The sequence below is a fragment of the Pseudomonas sp. BYT-1 genome, from assembly GCF_023611805.1.
Lineage (GTDB): Bacteria > Pseudomonadota > Gammaproteobacteria > Pseudomonadales > Pseudomonadaceae > Aquipseudomonas > Aquipseudomonas guariconensis.
In genome coordinates this window covers 3074457-3090607 of sequence record NZ_CP072559.1, presented here as the reverse complement: position 1 = coordinate 3090607, position 16151 = coordinate 3074457, and the positions used below count along the sequence as shown (strand labels likewise).

Below are 16151 nucleotides of genomic sequence, written 5' to 3'. Positions count from 1 at the left end.
TGTTTTTCAACTTCTGTACGTGAGTTGAACGTGAGCGCTTCAATTCGATCTCCCGCCGAGTATCAATCAAAGGGTAGCCCGATGAGCGAAGAAGAACATATCAGAAGTTACAACGGCCCGGCCGCCGGTTGGGGCGCGCTCAAGAGCGTGACCAAGGCCTGGCTGGGCAGCGAGAATGCCTTCAAGAACCTGCGCATGATGCTCAAGACCAACCAGAACAGCGGCTTCGACTGCCCCGGTTGTGCCTGGGGCGAATCGCCGGGAAGCGACATGGTCAAGTTCTGCGAGAACGGCGCCAAGGCGGTCAACTGGGAGGCCACCGGCCGTTCGGTGGACCCGGCCTTCTTCGCCAAGTACAGCGTCAGTGCCCTGGCCGAGCAGAGCGACTATTGGCTCGAATACCAGGGCCGACTGACCCACCCGATGCGCTACGACGCGGCCACCGACCATTACGTGGAAACCTCCTGGGACGACGCCTTCGCGCTCATCGCACAGCACCTGCAGGCGCTCGAGTCGCCCAACCAGGCCGAGTTCTATACCTCTGGGCGGGCCAGCAACGAAGCGGCGTTCCTGTACCAGCTGTTCGTGCGGGCCTTCGGTACCAACAACTTCCCGGACTGCTCGAACATGTGCCACGAAGCCAGTGGCGTGGGCATGGGCGAATCCCTCGGCGTGGGCAAGGGCACTGTGGTGTTCGATGACCTGGAGGAAGCCGACGCGATCTTCGTCATCGGCCAGAACCCCGGCACCAACCACCCGCGCATGCTCGAACCGCTGCGCGAGGCGGTCAAGCGCGGTGCCCAGGTGGTGTGCTTCAACCCGCTCAAGGAGCGTGGCCTGGAGCGCTTCCAGCATCCGCAGCACCCCTTCGAAATGCTCAGCAACGGCTCGGAGCCGACCAACACTGCGTACTTCCGCCCGGCGTTGGGCGGCGACATGGCGGTCATGCGCGGCATCGCCAAGTTCTTGCTGCTGTGGGAACGCGAGGCCCAGGCCAAAGGCGAGCCGGCGGTGTTCGACCACGCCTTCATCGAGGCGCACACCTCGGGTGTGGACGCCTACCTGGCAGTCCTGGATGCCACGTCCTGGGAACATATCGTCGAGCAGTCCGGCCTGAGCCTGGCCGAAATCGAGCTGGCCGCACGCATGTACCGCAAGGCTGAGCGGGTGATCATGTGCTGGGCCATGGGTGTGACACAGCATCGCCACTCGGTGCCGACCGTCCAGGAGATCATCAACCTGCAACTGCTGCGCGGCAACGTCGGCAAGCCTGGCGCGGGCCTTTCGCCGGTGCGCGGTCACAGCAACGTGCAGGGCGACCGCACCATGGGTATCGACGAACAGCCGCCGGCGCGACTGCTCGATGCGCTGCAGTGGCGCTTCCAGTTCGAGGTGCCGCGTGAGCATGGGCACAACGCAGTACTCGCCATCAAGGCCATGGAAGAGAAACGCGCCAAGGTGTTCATCGCCTTGGGCGGTAACTTCGCCCAGGCCACACCAGACACTCCGCGTACCCACGCGGCGCTGCGCAACTGCGAACTGACGGTGCACATCGCCACCAAGCTCAACCGCTCGCACCTGGTGACCGGCCGTGATGCGTTGATCCTGCCGTGCCTGGGCCGCACCGAAATCGACCTACAGGCCGAAGGCCCGCAAGGCATCACGGTCGAAGACACGTTCAGCATGGTGCACATCTCCCACGGCCAGCTCAAACCCCGCTCGCCGCACCTGCGCTCGGAGCCGGCGATCATTGCCGGCATGGCCAAGGCGACCCTTGGTAACCATCCGATCGATTGGGAATGGGTGATCGGCGACTATGCCCGCATCCGTGACCTGATCGCCGACACCATCGTGGGCTTCCAGGATTTCAATGCCCGACTGCAGCAACCGGGCGGTTTCCACCTGGGCAACGCGGCGGCCGAGCGCGAATGGAACACCGCCACCGGCAAGGCTCAGTTCACGCCCAGCGAACTGCCGGTGCACCTGGTCAACGAGGCCGTGCTCGAGCGTGGCGAGCGGCCCGATCTGATTCTGCAGACCTTGCGCTCGCACGATCAGTACAACACCACCCTGTACGGCCTGGACGACCGCTACCGGGGCGTGTTCGGCCTACGCGAGGTGGTGTTCGTCAACGAAGCTGACATCCGCCGCCTGGGCTTTGAGCCCGGCGAGCAGGTGGACATGGTCTCGCTCTGGGAAGACGGCCGTGAGCGGCGCGTATCGGGCTTTCAGTTGGTGCCCTACGACCTGCCTGAAGGCCAGGCCGCGGCGTACTACCCGGAAACCAACCCGCTGGTGCCCCTGGAAAGCTACGGCGACCGGACCTACACGCCCACGTCCAAATTCGTCGCCATCAGGTTGGAAAAGGCGCGGCCCGACAATCTGATCCACACCGTCGCCGAATAACCCTCACGTTCCCCTGTGCACAGGCCCTGGCCGGTAACGGCCGGCGGCCTGCAAGGATATTGTCATGTCGAATCTAGATGCGTTGGACCTGGCGCGGATTCAGTTCGCCTTCACGGTCTCGTTTCACATCATCTTTCCGGCCATCACTATTGGTCTGGCAAGCTTTCTGGCAGTGCTCGAAGGTTGCTGGCTGAAGACCGGCAACGCGGTCTACAAGGACCTTTACCACTTCTGGTCGAAGATCTTCGCCGTCAACTTTGGCATGGGCGTGGTCTCGGGCCTGGTCATGGCTTACGAGTTCGGCACCAACTGGGCGCGTTTTTCAGACTTCGCGGGCAGCGTGACCGGGCCGTTGCTCACCTATGAGGTGCTGACGGCGTTCTTCCTGGAGGCAGGCTTCCTGGGCGTGATGTTGTTCGGCTGGGACCGGGTAGGGCGCAAGCTGCACTTCTTCGCCACCATCATGGTGGCCATCGGCACGCTCATCTCGATGTTCTGGATTCTCTCGTCCAACAGCTGGATGCAGACACCGCAAGGTATCGAGATCGTCGATGGCCGTGTCGTGCCGATGGACTGGTTCAGGATTGTCTTCAATCCGTCGTTCCCGTACCGCCTGGCGCACATGGCGTTGGCCGCATTCCTGTCGACTGCGTTGTTCGTGGGCGCCTCGGCCGCCTGGCACTTACTGCGTGGCCGTGATACGCCACAGGTGCGCAAGATGCTGTCGATGGCCATGTGGATGATCCTGGTGGCCACGCCTGTGCAGGTCGTGGTGGGCGATGCCCACGGGCTCAATACCCTGGAGCATCAGCCGGCCAAGATCGCAGCCATCGAAGGGCACTGGGAAAATATCCCGGGTGAGGCCTCGCCACTGGTGTTGTTCGGCCTGCCGGACATGGACGCCGAAAGGACCCGCTACAGCCTGGAGGTGCCTTACCTGGGCAGCCTGATCCTGACCCACAGCCTGGACAAGCAGATTCCGGCGCTCAAGAGCTTTGCCAAAGAGGACCGACCCAACTCTACGATCATCTTCTGGAGCTTCCGGGTCATGGCTGGACTGGGCATGTTGATGCTGGCTTGTGCACTGCTGGCCTTGGTATTGCGCCGAGGCGGCGCTCTCTACCGCAACCGACTCTTCCTGTGGTTCGCCTTGCTCATGGGGCCTTCGGGCTTGATCGCCTTGCTCGCCGGGTGGTTCACCACCGAGGTCGGCCGTCAGCCGTGGGTGGTCTACGGCATGTTGCGCACCACTCAGGCGGCGTCCAATCACAGCGCCACCCAGATGAGCATCACCCTGGCGCTGTTCGTCCTGATCTACTTCTCGGTGTTCACGGTGGGTATCGGCTACATGATGCGTCTGGTACGCAAAGGGCCGAAGACCCATGAGGCGCACGTATTGCCTGAGCAACCGGGCCAACTTGCGACAGCGCGTCGTCCGCTGTCGGTAGCGGATTGATAGGGGAGCGCAAGCATGGCAATTCAAGGTATCGATTTGTCGGTCATCTGGGGCGTGATCATCGCCTTCGGCCTGATGATGTACGTGATCATGGATGGCTTCGACCTGGGCCTGGGGATCCTGTTTCCCCTGATCAGCGACTCCAGCGAGCGCGATGTGATGATGAACACCGTCGCGCCGGTCTGGGATGGCAATGAAACCTGGGCGGTGTTGGGGGCTGCGGCGCTGTATGGCGCATTCCCGCTGGCGTACTCGGTGATTCTCGAGGCGCTGTACCTGCCGCTGGTGCTGGTTTTGGCCGGGCTGATCTTCCGCGGCGTCGCGTTCGAGTTCCGCTTCAAGGCGCATCCGCGCAAGCGCCACCTCTGGGACAAGGCGTTCATCGGCGGCTCGGTGCTGGCCACGTTCTTCCAGGGCGTTGCCATCGGCACCTATATCTCGGGCATCCCCGTGCAGAACCGCCAGTTCGCCGGCAGCGCGCTGGACTGGCTGGCGCCGTTCCCGCTGTTCTGCGGCGTGGGCTTGATCCTGGCCTACGCGTTGCTCGGCAGCACCTGGTTGCTGATCAAGACCGACGGCATGCTGGAGTCGCGCATGCGCCATTACAGCCGTCCGCTGCTGTATTTGCTGGCAATGGTGATCGTGGTGATCTGTGCCTGGACGGCCTGGCTGCACGCCGACATTGCCCAGCGCTGGTTCGCCGGCAGCCACTGGATCCGCTCTGCGCTGATTGCCGGTTTGGCCGTACTGGCGGTGGTGGTGATCCAGAAGACCCTGCGCAAGCGCCATTCGCATTTGCCGTTCATGGGCGTGGTGACCTTGGTATTTCTCGGCTACCTGGGACTTGCGATCAGCATCTGGCCTAACATCGTGCCGCCCTCGATCAACCTCTGGCAGGCCGCCGCGCCGCTCACAAGCCAGCTGTTTGCCTTGATGGGCGCGCTGTTCATCATTCCCATCATCCTGGCCTACACGTTCTGGAGCTACCACGTGTTCCGCGGCAAGGTCAAAGCGGGGGATGCTTACCACTGACCGCGCCTGGTGTTTGGGCGGGCCTCTGACTGGCCTGTGCTATACCGATAGACCAAGCCTGCGTCGCACAGCCGTGCGCAGGCGAAGGTTCCTGCTAGCTGACTGTCAACAAGGCGAAAGCTGTGATGAACATTTCCGAGATCGAACCCCAGGCTGTCGAAACCCCGATCACCCACAGTGCCATTTTCCTCGTGGCTACCTTGAACCCCGGCGACGCCAGCCGGGATTGCGTCCGCGGTTTGTGCGGCGACCTTGCCGGGCTGGTTCGCTCGGTGGGCAAACGGGTACCTTCGGGCAACTTGTCCTGCGTCGTGGGTTTTGGTGCGAGCGTGTGGGATGTGCTGTTCCAGGTACCGCGCCCGGCGTCGTTGCATCCGTTTCGTGAAATCGGCAGTGGCGATCGCGTGGCGGTAGCCACTGCCGGGGACATTCTGCTGCACATCCGCGCCGAACAGATGGACCTGTGCTTCGAGTTGGCTGCGCAGATCATGAAGCGTCTGGAGGGCGCCGTAACGGTGGTCGACGAGGTCCAGGGCTTTCGGTACTTCGACATGCGCAGCATCATCGGTTTCGTCGACGGCACCGAGAACCCCACGGGCCGCGAGGTCGGCAAGTTCACCCTCGTCGGCGACGAAGACCCTTCGTTCGCGGGCGGAAGCTACGTGCTGGTGCAGAAGTACCTGCACGACATGACCGCTTGGAACGGGCTGTCCACGGCGGAGCAGGAACACATCATCGGGCGCACCAAGCTTTCGGACATCGAGCTGGACGAGTCGGTAAAACCCAGCAACTCGCATAGCTCGCTGACCACCCTGGAAGAAAACGGCCAGGAGGTGAAGATCCTGCGCGACAACATGCCGTTCGGGCGCCCTGGGGCAGGGGAGTTCGGCACCTATTTCATCGGGTATGCGCGCTCGCCGGCGCCGATCGAGCAAATGCTGGAGAACATGTTCATCGGCAAGCCGCCCGGCAACTACGACCGGCTGCTGGACTTCAGCCGTGCCGTCACCGGTGGGCTGTTCTTCGTGCCGTCGGCGACGTTCCTGGCCGTATGCGAACAGTGACCGGTTGATACGACAGCGCCCACGTGACGACGTGGGCGCTGTCGTATCCGGAACGTGCTCGATGTGTCCTTATCGCCTCTCCGAGCCCGCGACTGCGCGGCACTGAGCAAGGGCTACACATCGGGCCAGCACGATCGCGCTGGCTGATTACACTGTTGGAAGCGCCACACATGGAGTACCTGGGATGGGCTGTGTGCTGATCGTTGTCGCTCGCCAGTCGGCGGGCTTTGTGTCCGGGGTATGTGCGGCCAGGTGCTCAGGGGGGCTGCGGCGATGAACACCCCCGGGCGTGGCCTTTCTTTGCAGCTTCTGGTGGCGCTGGCAATCATGCTGGGCATGTTGCTGCTGGGCGCAGGCCTGGCCTGGCAGGGCTACAGCGGAGTTCGAGAGACCCTGCTGGCCGCCGCTGGGGATACTGCCCAGCAGGTGGGCAAGACGATCGACGAGCGTGCCCGCCGGCTGGTCGATCCGGTACAGAGCAGTCTGCGGTTGCTGGCCGCCGATCCGCTCGCCGGCGACCTGGCCCAACGTCTGGAGCGGCTCCCGCAACTGGTCGAGAGCCTGAACGCCAACAAGATGCTCAGCGCCGCCTATGTGGGTTACGCCAATGGCGAGTTCCTGCTCGTGCGCAGGCTTCGGGAGCCTCAGCTGCTCGAGCGTTTCGCGGCGCCACCTGGCACGGCCTTCCTGGTGCAGAGCGTTAGCCGGCAGGCGGGCGGGTCGATGTCGGGCCAATGGCGATTCTATGACCGCCAACTCAACCTGCTCCAGGCCCAGGACAAGCCGGACTACCAGTTCGATCCACGCGCGCGCCCGTGGTTCGTCGAGGCTTCAGGGCAAAGCACCACCGTGCTGACGCGCCCTTATGTGTTCTTCACCACCCGCGAGGTCGGCATGACCCTGGCCCAGCGCAGCGTCAAGGGCGAGGCGGTGATCGGCATGGATGTCTCGGTCGATGACCTGGCCAGCGAAAGCCGGGACCTGCGCATGACCGCAGGGACCGAGCTTGCGGTGATCGACGATCAAGGCAGCGTGGTGGCCTATCCGGATCTCAAGCGGGTCATCGTGCACGAGGGCGAGACGGTGCGCCTGTCGCGCATCAGTGAGCTGGGGATTCCCAGCCTTGCGCAGCTGTATGCCGACCAGTCCCAAGGCGCCAGCCCCAAGCGTTTCCAGGTAGACGGGGAAGCCTGGTACGGCATGCGTGTGCCGCTCACCAGCTTGGCCGGGCAGGACTTGCAGGTGCTGATCGCCGTGCCTGGTCATGAACTGTTGGCGGGTGCGCGCAAGGTGTTGTTCGAGCAGTTGCTCTGGACCGCGGCGCTGATGGCCGTTTTGCTGGTGCTGGGCGGCTTGCTCGGCCAGCGTATCGGTCGTCCGTTACGTCTGCTGGCCGAGCAGGTGCGCGGCCTGGCAGGTTTCGACTTCAGCCGCGAGGTGGGGGTCAGGTCACGGGTGTCGGAGGTGCGCGAGCTGAGCCAGGTGCTCAGCCGCATGTCCGGGACGATCCGCAGCTTTCAGGCGATCACTCTCACGCTCAGCCGTGAGAGCCAACTCGAACGCATGCTCGAAGGCGTGTTGGCGCACTTGGTCGATGCCGCTGGCGTGCACGCCGGAGCGGTCTACCTGTTCGATGCGGAGCCTGCGCAGTTGCGCCTGGCCACTTGCTGCGGTAGCGAGGCCTATCCAGCGCAGCTCCAGATTCAAGCGGACGATCACCGGGACTTGGCGGCAGTCGTCAGCCATGCCCTTGAACTGTGCGGGCGCAGCCTGGCGGTCGTGCTCAACGACCGAAGTCAGGCGCTGCTCGGCATTCTGGTGCTGCAATTGGAAGCTGATCGGACAGGCGAAGGGGTGGGGCAGCCATTTCGACGCTTTGTCGAGGAGTTGTCCGGCGCCGCGGCCGTGGCCATCGAAACACGTCAGTTGGTCGAGGCTCAGCAACGCCTGCTCGATGCCATGATCAAGTTGTTGGCCGATGCCATCGACGCCAAGAGCCCCTACACGGGAGGTCATTGCGAGCGGGTGCCGCAACTGGCCCAGATGCTGTTGGACAAAGCCGTGCAAGCCGACAGCGGCCCTTATGCCGACTTCACCCTGAGTGATGCCGAGCGCTATGAGTTCCATGTCGCTGCCTGGCTGCACGACTGCGGCAAGGTCACCAGCCCCGAATACGTGGTGGACAAGGCGACCAAGCTGGAAACCCTCTACAACCGCATCCATGAAATACGCATGCGCTTCGAAGTGCTCTGGCGCGATGCCGAGCTCGATTACTGGCGTGGGCTGGCCAGCGGCGCGGATCAACCGCCACTGCAGCGTACGCTCGAGCGCGCCCAGGCCGAACTGCAGGAAGCGTTTGCCTTCGTTGCCAAGGCCAATATCGGTGGAGAGTTCATGCAGGAGCAGGACATCGAGCGACTGCAGCGTATCGGCCAGCGGCGTTGGCAACGGCACTTCGACAATCGGCTGGGGCTCTCGCGGGACGAGGAAGAGCGATTGGCAGGTGTTCCTCCCGTGCCGTTGCCGGCCGATGAGCTGCTGCTGGCTGACCGCGATGATCACCGGATGCCCTGGGGGGCGCGCAAGCCACCTGTGGCCAAGGATGACCCGCGCAACATCTGGGGCTTCGACATGCGCCTGCCGGCTCATGCCAGTAACGCCGGTGAGCTGTACAACCTCTCGATCCGCCGCGGCACGCTCAACGAGGAGGAGCGCTTCAAGATCAACGAGCACATCGTGCAGACCATCATCATGCTCGACTCACTGCCGTTCCCACGTCATCTCAAGCGTGTCTCGGCCATCGCCGGCAGCCACCATGAGCGGATGGATGGCGCGGGCTATCCGCGCCGGCAGGGCAGGGATGACTTGGGGATTCCTGAGCGGATCATGGCCATTGCCGATATTTTCGAGGCTCTGACCGCTGCCGATCGGCCTTACAAACCGGCCAAGACCCTGTCCGAGTCGGTGAAGATCCTGGTCACGATGGCCCGCGACAACCACATCGATGGGCAACTGTTGCGGTTGTTCCTCACTAGCGGGGTGTACCAGGAATATGCGCAGCGGTTCTTGCGTCCCGAGCAGATCGACGAGGTGGATGTGTCGTATTGGGTGGGGCAGCTTTAACGTGTAACTGGGCCGTATCGGTCCGATCAGCCCACCCTGGGCGAGTCTCGTGAAGACGCGGTCGCTTGCCCGCGCTATTTGATACACCGCATCACAAATGAAGTGCTCCGGCCTGTATTTATCCTTCCATGGCAACTTTCTACAGTCTTCTCCACCTGCTGCCCCGTCATTCCGACACCGCAGCGAACGGAGAGCACACCATGCCTTTCATCAGCGTACGTATCACTCGCGACGGCGTCACCGCGCAGCAAAAGGCCCAGGTGATCCAGGAGATCACCCAAACCATGGAGCGTGTCCTGAACAAGGACCCAGCGCTCACCCATATCGTGATCGAAGAGATCGACACGGATAACTGGGGGTACGCGGGCATGACCACGACGGCCTATCGCAAGCAGCAGGCGCAGTGAGCTGTTCGCGCAAAACGCTAGCGCAACGCTTTTCCTGAACTCATCGCTTTGACCGAGGAATCACCATGAACACTTCAAGCAAGGTCGTCATTGTTACCGGCGCCTCCCAAGGCATTGGCGCAGGCGTCGTCAAGGGCTTTCGCGAACGCGGCTGGCAGGTGGTCGCCACCTCCCGCTCCATCCAGCCGTCGAGCGACCCGGACATCCTGACCATCGCTGGCGACATCGCCGACCCGCAGACTGCCGAGCGCGTCGTTGGCGAGGCGATCGCCCGCTTCGGGCGGATAGACACCCTGGTCAACAACGCCGGCATCTTTGTCGCCAAGCCGTTCACCCACTACACCCATGCCGATTACGCGCAGGTCGTGGCTACTAACATGAGCGGCTTTTTCTACATCACCCAGCAGGCGATGGTGGAAATGGAAAAACAAGGGCGCGGCCATGTCGTCAGCATCACCACCAGTCTGGTCGATCATGCGATCGACGGCGTGCCTTCGGTATTGGCGTCCCTGACCAAGGGCGGGATCAATGCGGCGACCCGATCCCTGGCGATCGAATATGCCAAGCGCGGCATTCGGGTCAACGCGGTCTCTCCAGGCATCATCAGAACGCCGATGCATGCTGCTGAAACCCACGAGGCGCTGGGCAAGCTGCACCCGGTCGGTCATATGGGCGGGATTGACGATATCGTGCAGGCGATCCTGTACCTGGAGGGCGCAGGTTTCGTCACCGGCGAGATCCTGCATGTAGACGGTGGCCAGAGCGCAGGCCATTGATCCGAAGGTGGCTTTACCGGCTCGCACGGGCGGTAAAGCCGTTGGGGTCACGATGCTTTTCTGTTGCCGGGTGTGGTAAAGATCTGCCTTAGGATCTTCCTACCCGGTACCTGTGATGAAGCGCCATTTCGACGATTTGCAGTTGGGCAGCATCGAATTGTTCTGCCTGGCTGCAGAGGCCGGTAGTTTCACTGCCGCGGCCCAGCTTGCCGGTGTTACCCCCGCGGCGGTCAGCCGCTCGATTCTTCGTCTGGAGAAGCGACTGGGGTCGCGACTCTTTGCCAGAACCACCCGCAGCATCCGCCTGACCGAGGCCGGGCGAACCTTCTTCGAGCAGTGCAGCCAGGCGCTCAGTCAACTGGTGGAAGCCCAGCAAACCGTCATGGGTGCGCAGGCGACACCGTCTGGGCGTTTGCGTATCAGCCTGCCGACCACCTACGGGCATCACCGCATCCTTCCGTTGCTGCCGCTGTTTCGCGAGCGCTATCCGCAGGTCACCGTGGAGATTCACCTGGGCAACCGGAACATCGACTTCGTGGCGGAGGGATACGATCTGGCGATCCGGGTCAGGGCTCAGCCGGATTCGACGCTGGTCGCGCGCTTGCTCGAAGACGCCAAGCTGGTCGTGGTGGCCTCGCCTGCGTATCTGGCCAAGGCCGGCACACCGCAGGTGCTTGAGGATCTGGAGGCTCACGAGTGCATTCAGTTCGAGCTGCCCAGCAGTGGGCGGCGGATTTCGTGGCTGTTCCAGGAGCAAGGCCGAGAGCGAGAGATCTTCACCGACGGTGGCTATGCCTGCTCCGACGATGTCCTAGGCGGCGTCACGCTCGCTGAACACGGTGCGGGGCTGTTCCAGACCTACAAGTTCATTGTCGAGCAACAGCTGGCCGATGGCCGTTTGATCGAGGTTCTCGCCGCTTATGGCGGGCGTTCCCGGCCCTATACCTTGCTGTATCCCCATGGGCGCTCCATTCCTCAGCGGGTCAGGGTCTTCGTGGACTTTCTGCTGCAGTACCGCGAGCAATGGGCAGCGCTGTAATCCGACGCCTGGGCTGAATGTATCTCTGTGTATCTAAGCGCCTGCTTGCAAGGCTTCGCTTACAAATGCCGCTACCTGCGGATACGTGCGCGATACACGCGTGAGGCCAAATGAACCTGCCTGAACGAAACGGCCCTAGGCCACGTTCCCCGGCACGTTCGCCCTAGCGGCCAATCGCATAGATATTTCGGAGAATCACCATGTCCCGTTCCCAGTTCCCAAGCAAGACCCGCCTCGGCCTGCTCACCATCGCCCTGGTCGGAGGCATCAACATGACATCCGCCGCCTTTGCCGTGGACGCAATGCCTCAGGGCTATCAGCTTGCTTCCGCGCAAAAAGCCGGGGAGGGCAAGTGTGGTGAGGGCAAGTGCGGTGCCAGTGGTGCCAAGGCGACCCAGACTGAAGGCAAGTGCGGCGAGGGCAAATGCGGTGCCGATGGCGCCCAGGCCAAGGCGACCCAGGCTGAAGGCAAGTGCGGGGAGGGCAAGTGTGGCGATGCCTCCTTTGCCCGTACCGACACCAACCATGATGGCCGGGTCTCGCGTGCCGAGCTGCTGGCGGTCGCGCCCAAGGCCAATGCCGAGTTCGATGCCATCGACGCCAATCACGACGGCTTCCTCTCCGAGGGTGAGGTGTACCAGTTCCGCAAGAACCAGTTCGACGCCAACGGCAAGCCATTCCCTTCCGATCTGTACAGCAAGTTGAGCCAGGCCAGGAACTGACCTTCGCTGATCGCCTCCCCGAGCACGTCGGCCGGGGAGGCGACAGCCCCCAGGAGATCACCCATGAGTACTTCGTTTGCCTTGCACGGTGCCGGGCTCGGCCTGCGTCGGTCGCTTTTGCCTGAGTTGTTGAATATGGATGTTGGGGCGGTGGATTTTCTCGAGTGTGCGCCAGACAACTGGATCGGTGTCGGCGGCGCCTACGGTGAGAGCCTGGCCCGCCTGGCCGAGCGCTTTCCGCTGTCCTGCCACGGCCTTTCGTTGTCCCTTGGTGGCCCCGAACCGCTGGATCATGAGTTCTTGCGGCGCATCCGTGCCTTTCTCGACCAGCATGATGTCCCGCTGTTCAGCGAACACCTGAGCTATTGCAGCGATGACGGCCATTTGTACGACCTGATCCCCATGCCTTTCACCGATGAAGCGGTGCGCCATACTGCCAGGCGCATTCGTGAGGTTCAGGATGCCCTCGGTCGACGCATCGCTGTGGAGAACATTTCCTACTATGCGGCGCCTTACCAGGCGATGTCCGAGATCGATTTCTTGTGCGCGGTGCTGAATGAGGCCGACTGCGATCTGTTGCTGGACATCAACAACCTGGTCGTCAACGCCTGCAACCACGGTTACGACGCTGACGCTTTCCTTGCCCGTGTGCCAGCCGGGCGGGTGGCTTGCCTGCATGTGGCCGGTCATTACGATGAAGCGCCTGATCTTAAGATCGATACCCACGGTGCTGCGGTGCAGCATGACGTCTGGCAATTGTTGCACAGCGCCTACCAGTACCTGGGGGTGGTGCCGACTTTGCTGGAGCGCGATTTCAATTTCCCGCCACTTGCCGAACTGCTCGGCGAGGTGGAGGCCATCCGGATGCTGCAGGTCGCCGCGCAAGCGCCGGAGGTGCGTCATGGCTGAGACTTTGCGCGAACAGCAACTGTGCATGAGCCGTTTCATTCGCGATCCGCACGCCAACCCTGCACCGCCCGGCATCGAAGCGCGGCGCCTGGCGGTGTACCGACAACTGTTTCTGGGCAATATGCGGTCGCTGCTGGCTGGCAGCTTCCCTGTGCTGAGCGCCACGTTGCCCCAGGCGCAATGGCAATCGCTGACTGCGGATTTCTATGCCAGCCACCGCTGCAAGACGCCGTTGTTCACTGAAGTGGCAGGCGAGTGGGTCAACTACCTGGAGACCCGCGCCGACCTGCCGGGCTGGGTCGCCGAACTGGCCCACTATGAATGGGTCGAGACCCTGTTGCTGCTTAGCGACGCCGCCGACGCGTCCCATGATCCAGAGGGCGACCTGCTCGACGGTGTGCCGCTGCTATCGAGCCTTGCCATGCCCTTGGCCTATGCCTGGCCGGTCAGCCATATCGGCCCCGACCACATTCCGCTGGCAGCACCAGCCGAACCCACGTTGTTGCTGGCGCGACGCGGTGCAGACCAGAAAATCCACTTCGCGCGGCTTGCGCCGTTGGCCCATGCGCTGCTGGTGTCAATGCAACAGCAACCGCTCACCGGTCGGGAACACCTCGCCGTGGTAGCTGATTGGGCGGGTGTCGAACGAGCGGCTATCGAATCCCACGGCAGTGCGTTGCTCCATAACCTCAAAGCCCAAGGCGTCGTCATCGGCACCGCGTGACCAATCAAGCGCTTGACGTCAGGCTGCAGGCTAGGAGGTCGTGGCGTTTTGAGCCGTAAATGCCGGGCCTGTGGTTGTTAAGGCATTTGGTCTGAAATTGCTGAAGAAAATGCATAGCGCGACGACTTCTGCCACTCATACAGGAACACAGATCTTCCTGTGTTTGACTTGAGGTAAGCGATCATGGCTAACAATCAAGACAACCGTGGCGACCAAGGCGGCAGCACCGGCGCAGGTCAACAAGGTGGCCAAGGGTCCAATCAGCAAAAAGGTGGCTCCGAATCCGGCCGTAAGCCTGAGGACAAAATGAACAAGGATTGGGATCGCTCCCGGGATTCGGGAAGCCAAGGTGGGCAGTCTGGCCAGAACATGACCGACCAAAAGAACCCCTCGCAGCAAGACCGCATGGGTGGGCAACAGCCGCAAGGCGACACTGAAAAGTGGGACAAAGACCGCTGATTGCCTTTGAACCGCGCTGGGGTGGATAAACCGCCCCGGCGCACCGGATTCACGCCATGGTGGCCGCCGCCGCTTCTTCCAACCACGTCAGCAACGCTTTCATTTCTTCCTGTCGCTCTCGGCCCGGCACGCACACCGCCATGTAACGTGGCCCTGGCAGGCTGATTTCAGGCCTGAAGGTCATCAGTTCACCTCGCTTGAGGCTGTCGGCCACCAGCACGTTGCTTGCCAGCACCAATCCATGGCCCGCGATGGCGGCCGCCAACGCATAATGCTCATCATCGAACTCACGCATGCGTGCCCGTCCCAGCCAGTGCGCACAGCCGGCGGCTGCACACCAGCTTTGCCAATTGATCGTGTCGCCTTGCGGAATCTGCCAGCGAAGGTCTATCAGCTGCAATTGGTCCTCATCCAGGCGGGCCAGCACGGCTGGTGCGGCATAGACCGAGAAGCGTTCGTTCATCAGTGGCTGGCTGAACAGCTTCGGATCTGGGCGGCTGACGGCTCGAATGGCGATGTCGACGCTGGAGTCACGTAACAGGTCCACCAGCTCGTTACGGGTGTCGACCCGTATGTCCAGCTGCGGGAAAGCACGATAGAAAGCGCCGAGCCTTGGGATCAGCCAGCTCGCGGCCAAACCGGGCGTCGTGGTGAGGGTGAGGGTCAGCGAAGTGGTTTTCGGCAGGAAGTGTTCCAGGCTCCGGCTGATATCGAGGAACGCTTGGTGGACCTGGCGATAGAGCTGTTCGCCTTGCTCGGTCAGTGCCACGCCTTGCCCGGAGCGCTCGAACAGCAACGTGCCAAGCCGGGCCTCCAGCGCCTTGACCTGGTGGGAAATGGCCGCCGGTGTGACAGACAGTTCCTCGGCGGCGGTCTTGAAACTGCCTAGGCGTGCCGCAGCCTCGAAGCTGCGCAGCGCGTTGAGCGCAAGCGTGGAGAACACCCACCACCTCCCTGGATGAATTGGATTGGGACCGGCTCAATTTATCTCATTTTTCCTGGCTTTCATCGGGCGCTAAGGTGAGCGGCACTCGCTCAATCATAGGTGTATCGTCATGCAAGGCCCTCTTCGAAAAGTCGTACAGGCTGTGCTTTATGAAGCCATCGCCGTCGCCGTTCTGTCACCTGCAATCGCCCTGGTCTACAAGAATGGCTTGGCGCATGCCGGTGCCCTGTCGTTGATGCTGTCTGCCAGCGCCTTGCTTTGGAACGTGGTGTACAACTACCTGTTCGAGTTCTGGGAGAGCCGTCAGGCGAACCGGGCGCGTACTGTCGGAAGGCGTCTGCTTCATTCGGTGGGGTTCGAAGGCGGGCTGGTGGTGCTGTTGGTGCCCTTGGTCGCCTGGTGGCTGCAGATCTCGTGGTGGGCCGCATTGGTGACCGATCTGGGGTTGTTCGTGTTTTTCTTCTTCTATGCACTGGTATTTCAGTGGAGCTTCGATCGTGTGTTCGATGTGCCTCTGTCGGCGCAGGGCAAGGCGCCGGCCGATGCGTGCACTGGGCCTTGAAAGCGACTTCGGTCTGCACGCTTGACCTTAGGTTAACTCGAGGTTTCAGAATGCCCGCTCTCACCACTGGAGTAGCCCTATGTTCAACGATTCTCGTCCTGTGTTCGAGCTGTCCAATCCAGCTGGGTTGTATGACCCGCGCGATAATGGATATTCCCACGTCGCGGCAGTGGCGCCTGGGGCCAGGCTGTTGTTCATCGCCGGGCAAGGCGGTGAGGATGTCCATGGGCGACTGCCATCGGCGTTCTCTGAGCAGGCCAGACAGGCATTGGCCAACCTGAGCACCGCACTCCAATCGCAGGGCGCAAGCTTGCATCAAGTGTTCAAGCTGACCTTGCTGATCGTCGATCATGATGAGCATCGCCTGCGCGAGTGGGTCAGGGAGGTCGATCGGGTCTGGAAGGACAGGGCGCCCGTCTGTACGTTGATTCCGGTGTCACGACTGGCGCTGGATGAGATGCTTGTGGAAATCGAGGCGGTGGCTGCTTGTAGCTGAGCGGCATTCGCGAAACGCTGGGGGCACGGG

General features: G+C 62.3%; 15 protein-coding genes. 14 read left to right on the top strand and 1 reads right to left on the bottom strand.

Annotated elements, in window-relative coordinates:
- The first annotated feature begins 81 nt into the window (after positions 1–81).
- From J5X93_RS14420 to J5X93_RS14365, 12 genes are all read left to right on the top strand, one after another.
- Positions 82–2406, top strand: coding sequence for an FdhF/YdeP family oxidoreductase (locus J5X93_RS14420; protein ID WP_182943137.1), 2325 nt, complete (start codon positions 82–84; stop codon positions 2404–2406).
- A gap of 64 nt (positions 2407–2470) precedes the next feature.
- Positions 2471–3862, top strand: a complete 1392-nt coding sequence (locus J5X93_RS14415) for a cytochrome ubiquinol oxidase subunit I (protein ID WP_043215736.1) — start codon at positions 2471–2473, stop codon at positions 3860–3862.
- A gap of 15 nt (positions 3863–3877) precedes the next feature.
- The gene (cydB, locus tag J5X93_RS14410; protein ID WP_070574561.1) at positions 3878–4894 is read left to right on the top strand and encodes a cytochrome d ubiquinol oxidase subunit II; all 1017 of its coding nucleotides are present in this window, start codon (positions 3878–3880) and stop codon (positions 4892–4894) included.
- A 125-nt stretch (positions 4895–5019) separates the two neighbouring features.
- Positions 5020–5958: a Dyp-type peroxidase gene (locus J5X93_RS14405; protein ID WP_043215739.1), complete on the top strand. Its 939-nt coding sequence runs from the start codon at positions 5020–5022 to the stop codon at positions 5956–5958.
- 273 nt (positions 5959–6231) lie between these two features.
- Positions 6232–9081, top strand: coding sequence for an HD domain-containing phosphohydrolase (locus J5X93_RS14400; protein WP_182943139.1), 2850 nt, complete (start codon positions 6232–6234; stop codon positions 9079–9081).
- A gap of 200 nt (positions 9082–9281) precedes the next feature.
- Entirely contained in the window at positions 9282–9488 is a 207-nt protein-coding gene (locus tag J5X93_RS14395; RefSeq protein ID WP_043215742.1) for a tautomerase family protein, read from the top strand.
- A 65-nt stretch (positions 9489–9553) separates the two neighbouring features.
- The gene (locus J5X93_RS14390) at positions 9554–10264 is read left to right on the top strand and encodes an SDR family NAD(P)-dependent oxidoreductase (RefSeq protein WP_043215743.1); all 711 of its coding nucleotides are present in this window, start codon (positions 9554–9556) and stop codon (positions 10262–10264) included.
- Positions 10265–10379: 115 nt separating this feature from the next.
- Entirely contained in the window at positions 10380–11303 is a 924-nt protein-coding gene (locus tag J5X93_RS14385) for a LysR family transcriptional regulator (protein WP_090343024.1), read from the top strand.
- A gap of 200 nt (positions 11304–11503) precedes the next feature.
- Positions 11504–12025 (top strand): HvfA family oxazolone/thioamide-modified RiPP metallophore, encoded by a 522-nt coding sequence (locus tag J5X93_RS14380; protein WP_043211809.1) that lies wholly within the window; start codon positions 11504–11506, stop codon positions 12023–12025.
- Between the two features lie 63 nt (positions 12026–12088).
- Positions 12089–12934: an HvfB family MNIO-type RiPP peptide maturase gene (locus tag J5X93_RS14375; RefSeq protein ID WP_090343021.1), complete on the top strand. Its 846-nt coding sequence runs from the start codon at positions 12089–12091 to the stop codon at positions 12932–12934.
- Complete coding sequence (locus J5X93_RS14370; RefSeq protein WP_182943141.1) at positions 12927–13658, top strand: HvfC family RiPP maturation protein; 732 nt, start codon at positions 12927–12929, stop codon at positions 13656–13658. The genes J5X93_RS14375 and J5X93_RS14370 overlap by 8 nt, the downstream gene beginning before the upstream one ends.
- A gap of 183 nt (positions 13659–13841) precedes the next feature.
- Complete coding sequence (locus tag J5X93_RS14365) at positions 13842–14117, top strand: hypothetical protein (protein WP_043211816.1); 276 nt, start codon at positions 13842–13844, stop codon at positions 14115–14117.
- Between the two features lie 49 nt (positions 14118–14166).
- Here the strand turns inward: J5X93_RS14365 and J5X93_RS14360 are convergent, their stop codons facing one another.
- Positions 14167–15060 (bottom strand): LysR substrate-binding domain-containing protein, encoded by an 894-nt coding sequence (locus tag J5X93_RS14360; protein WP_043211818.1) that lies wholly within the window; start codon positions 15058–15060, stop codon positions 14167–14169.
- A gap of 112 nt (positions 15061–15172) precedes the next feature.
- On the opposite strand from J5X93_RS14360, the gene J5X93_RS14355 reads away from it, so the two are divergent.
- Together J5X93_RS14355 and J5X93_RS14350 are read left to right on the top strand one after the other, a co-directional pair.
- A complete protein-coding gene (locus J5X93_RS14355; RefSeq protein ID WP_090343013.1) occupies positions 15173–15625 on the top strand; it encodes a PACE efflux transporter in 453 nt (150 codons plus the stop codon).
- 79 nt (positions 15626–15704) lie between these two features.
- Positions 15705–16121: a RidA family protein gene (locus J5X93_RS14350; RefSeq protein ID WP_182943143.1), complete on the top strand. Its 417-nt coding sequence runs from the start codon at positions 15705–15707 to the stop codon at positions 16119–16121.
- The last annotated feature ends 30 nt before the right edge of the window (positions 16122–16151 follow it).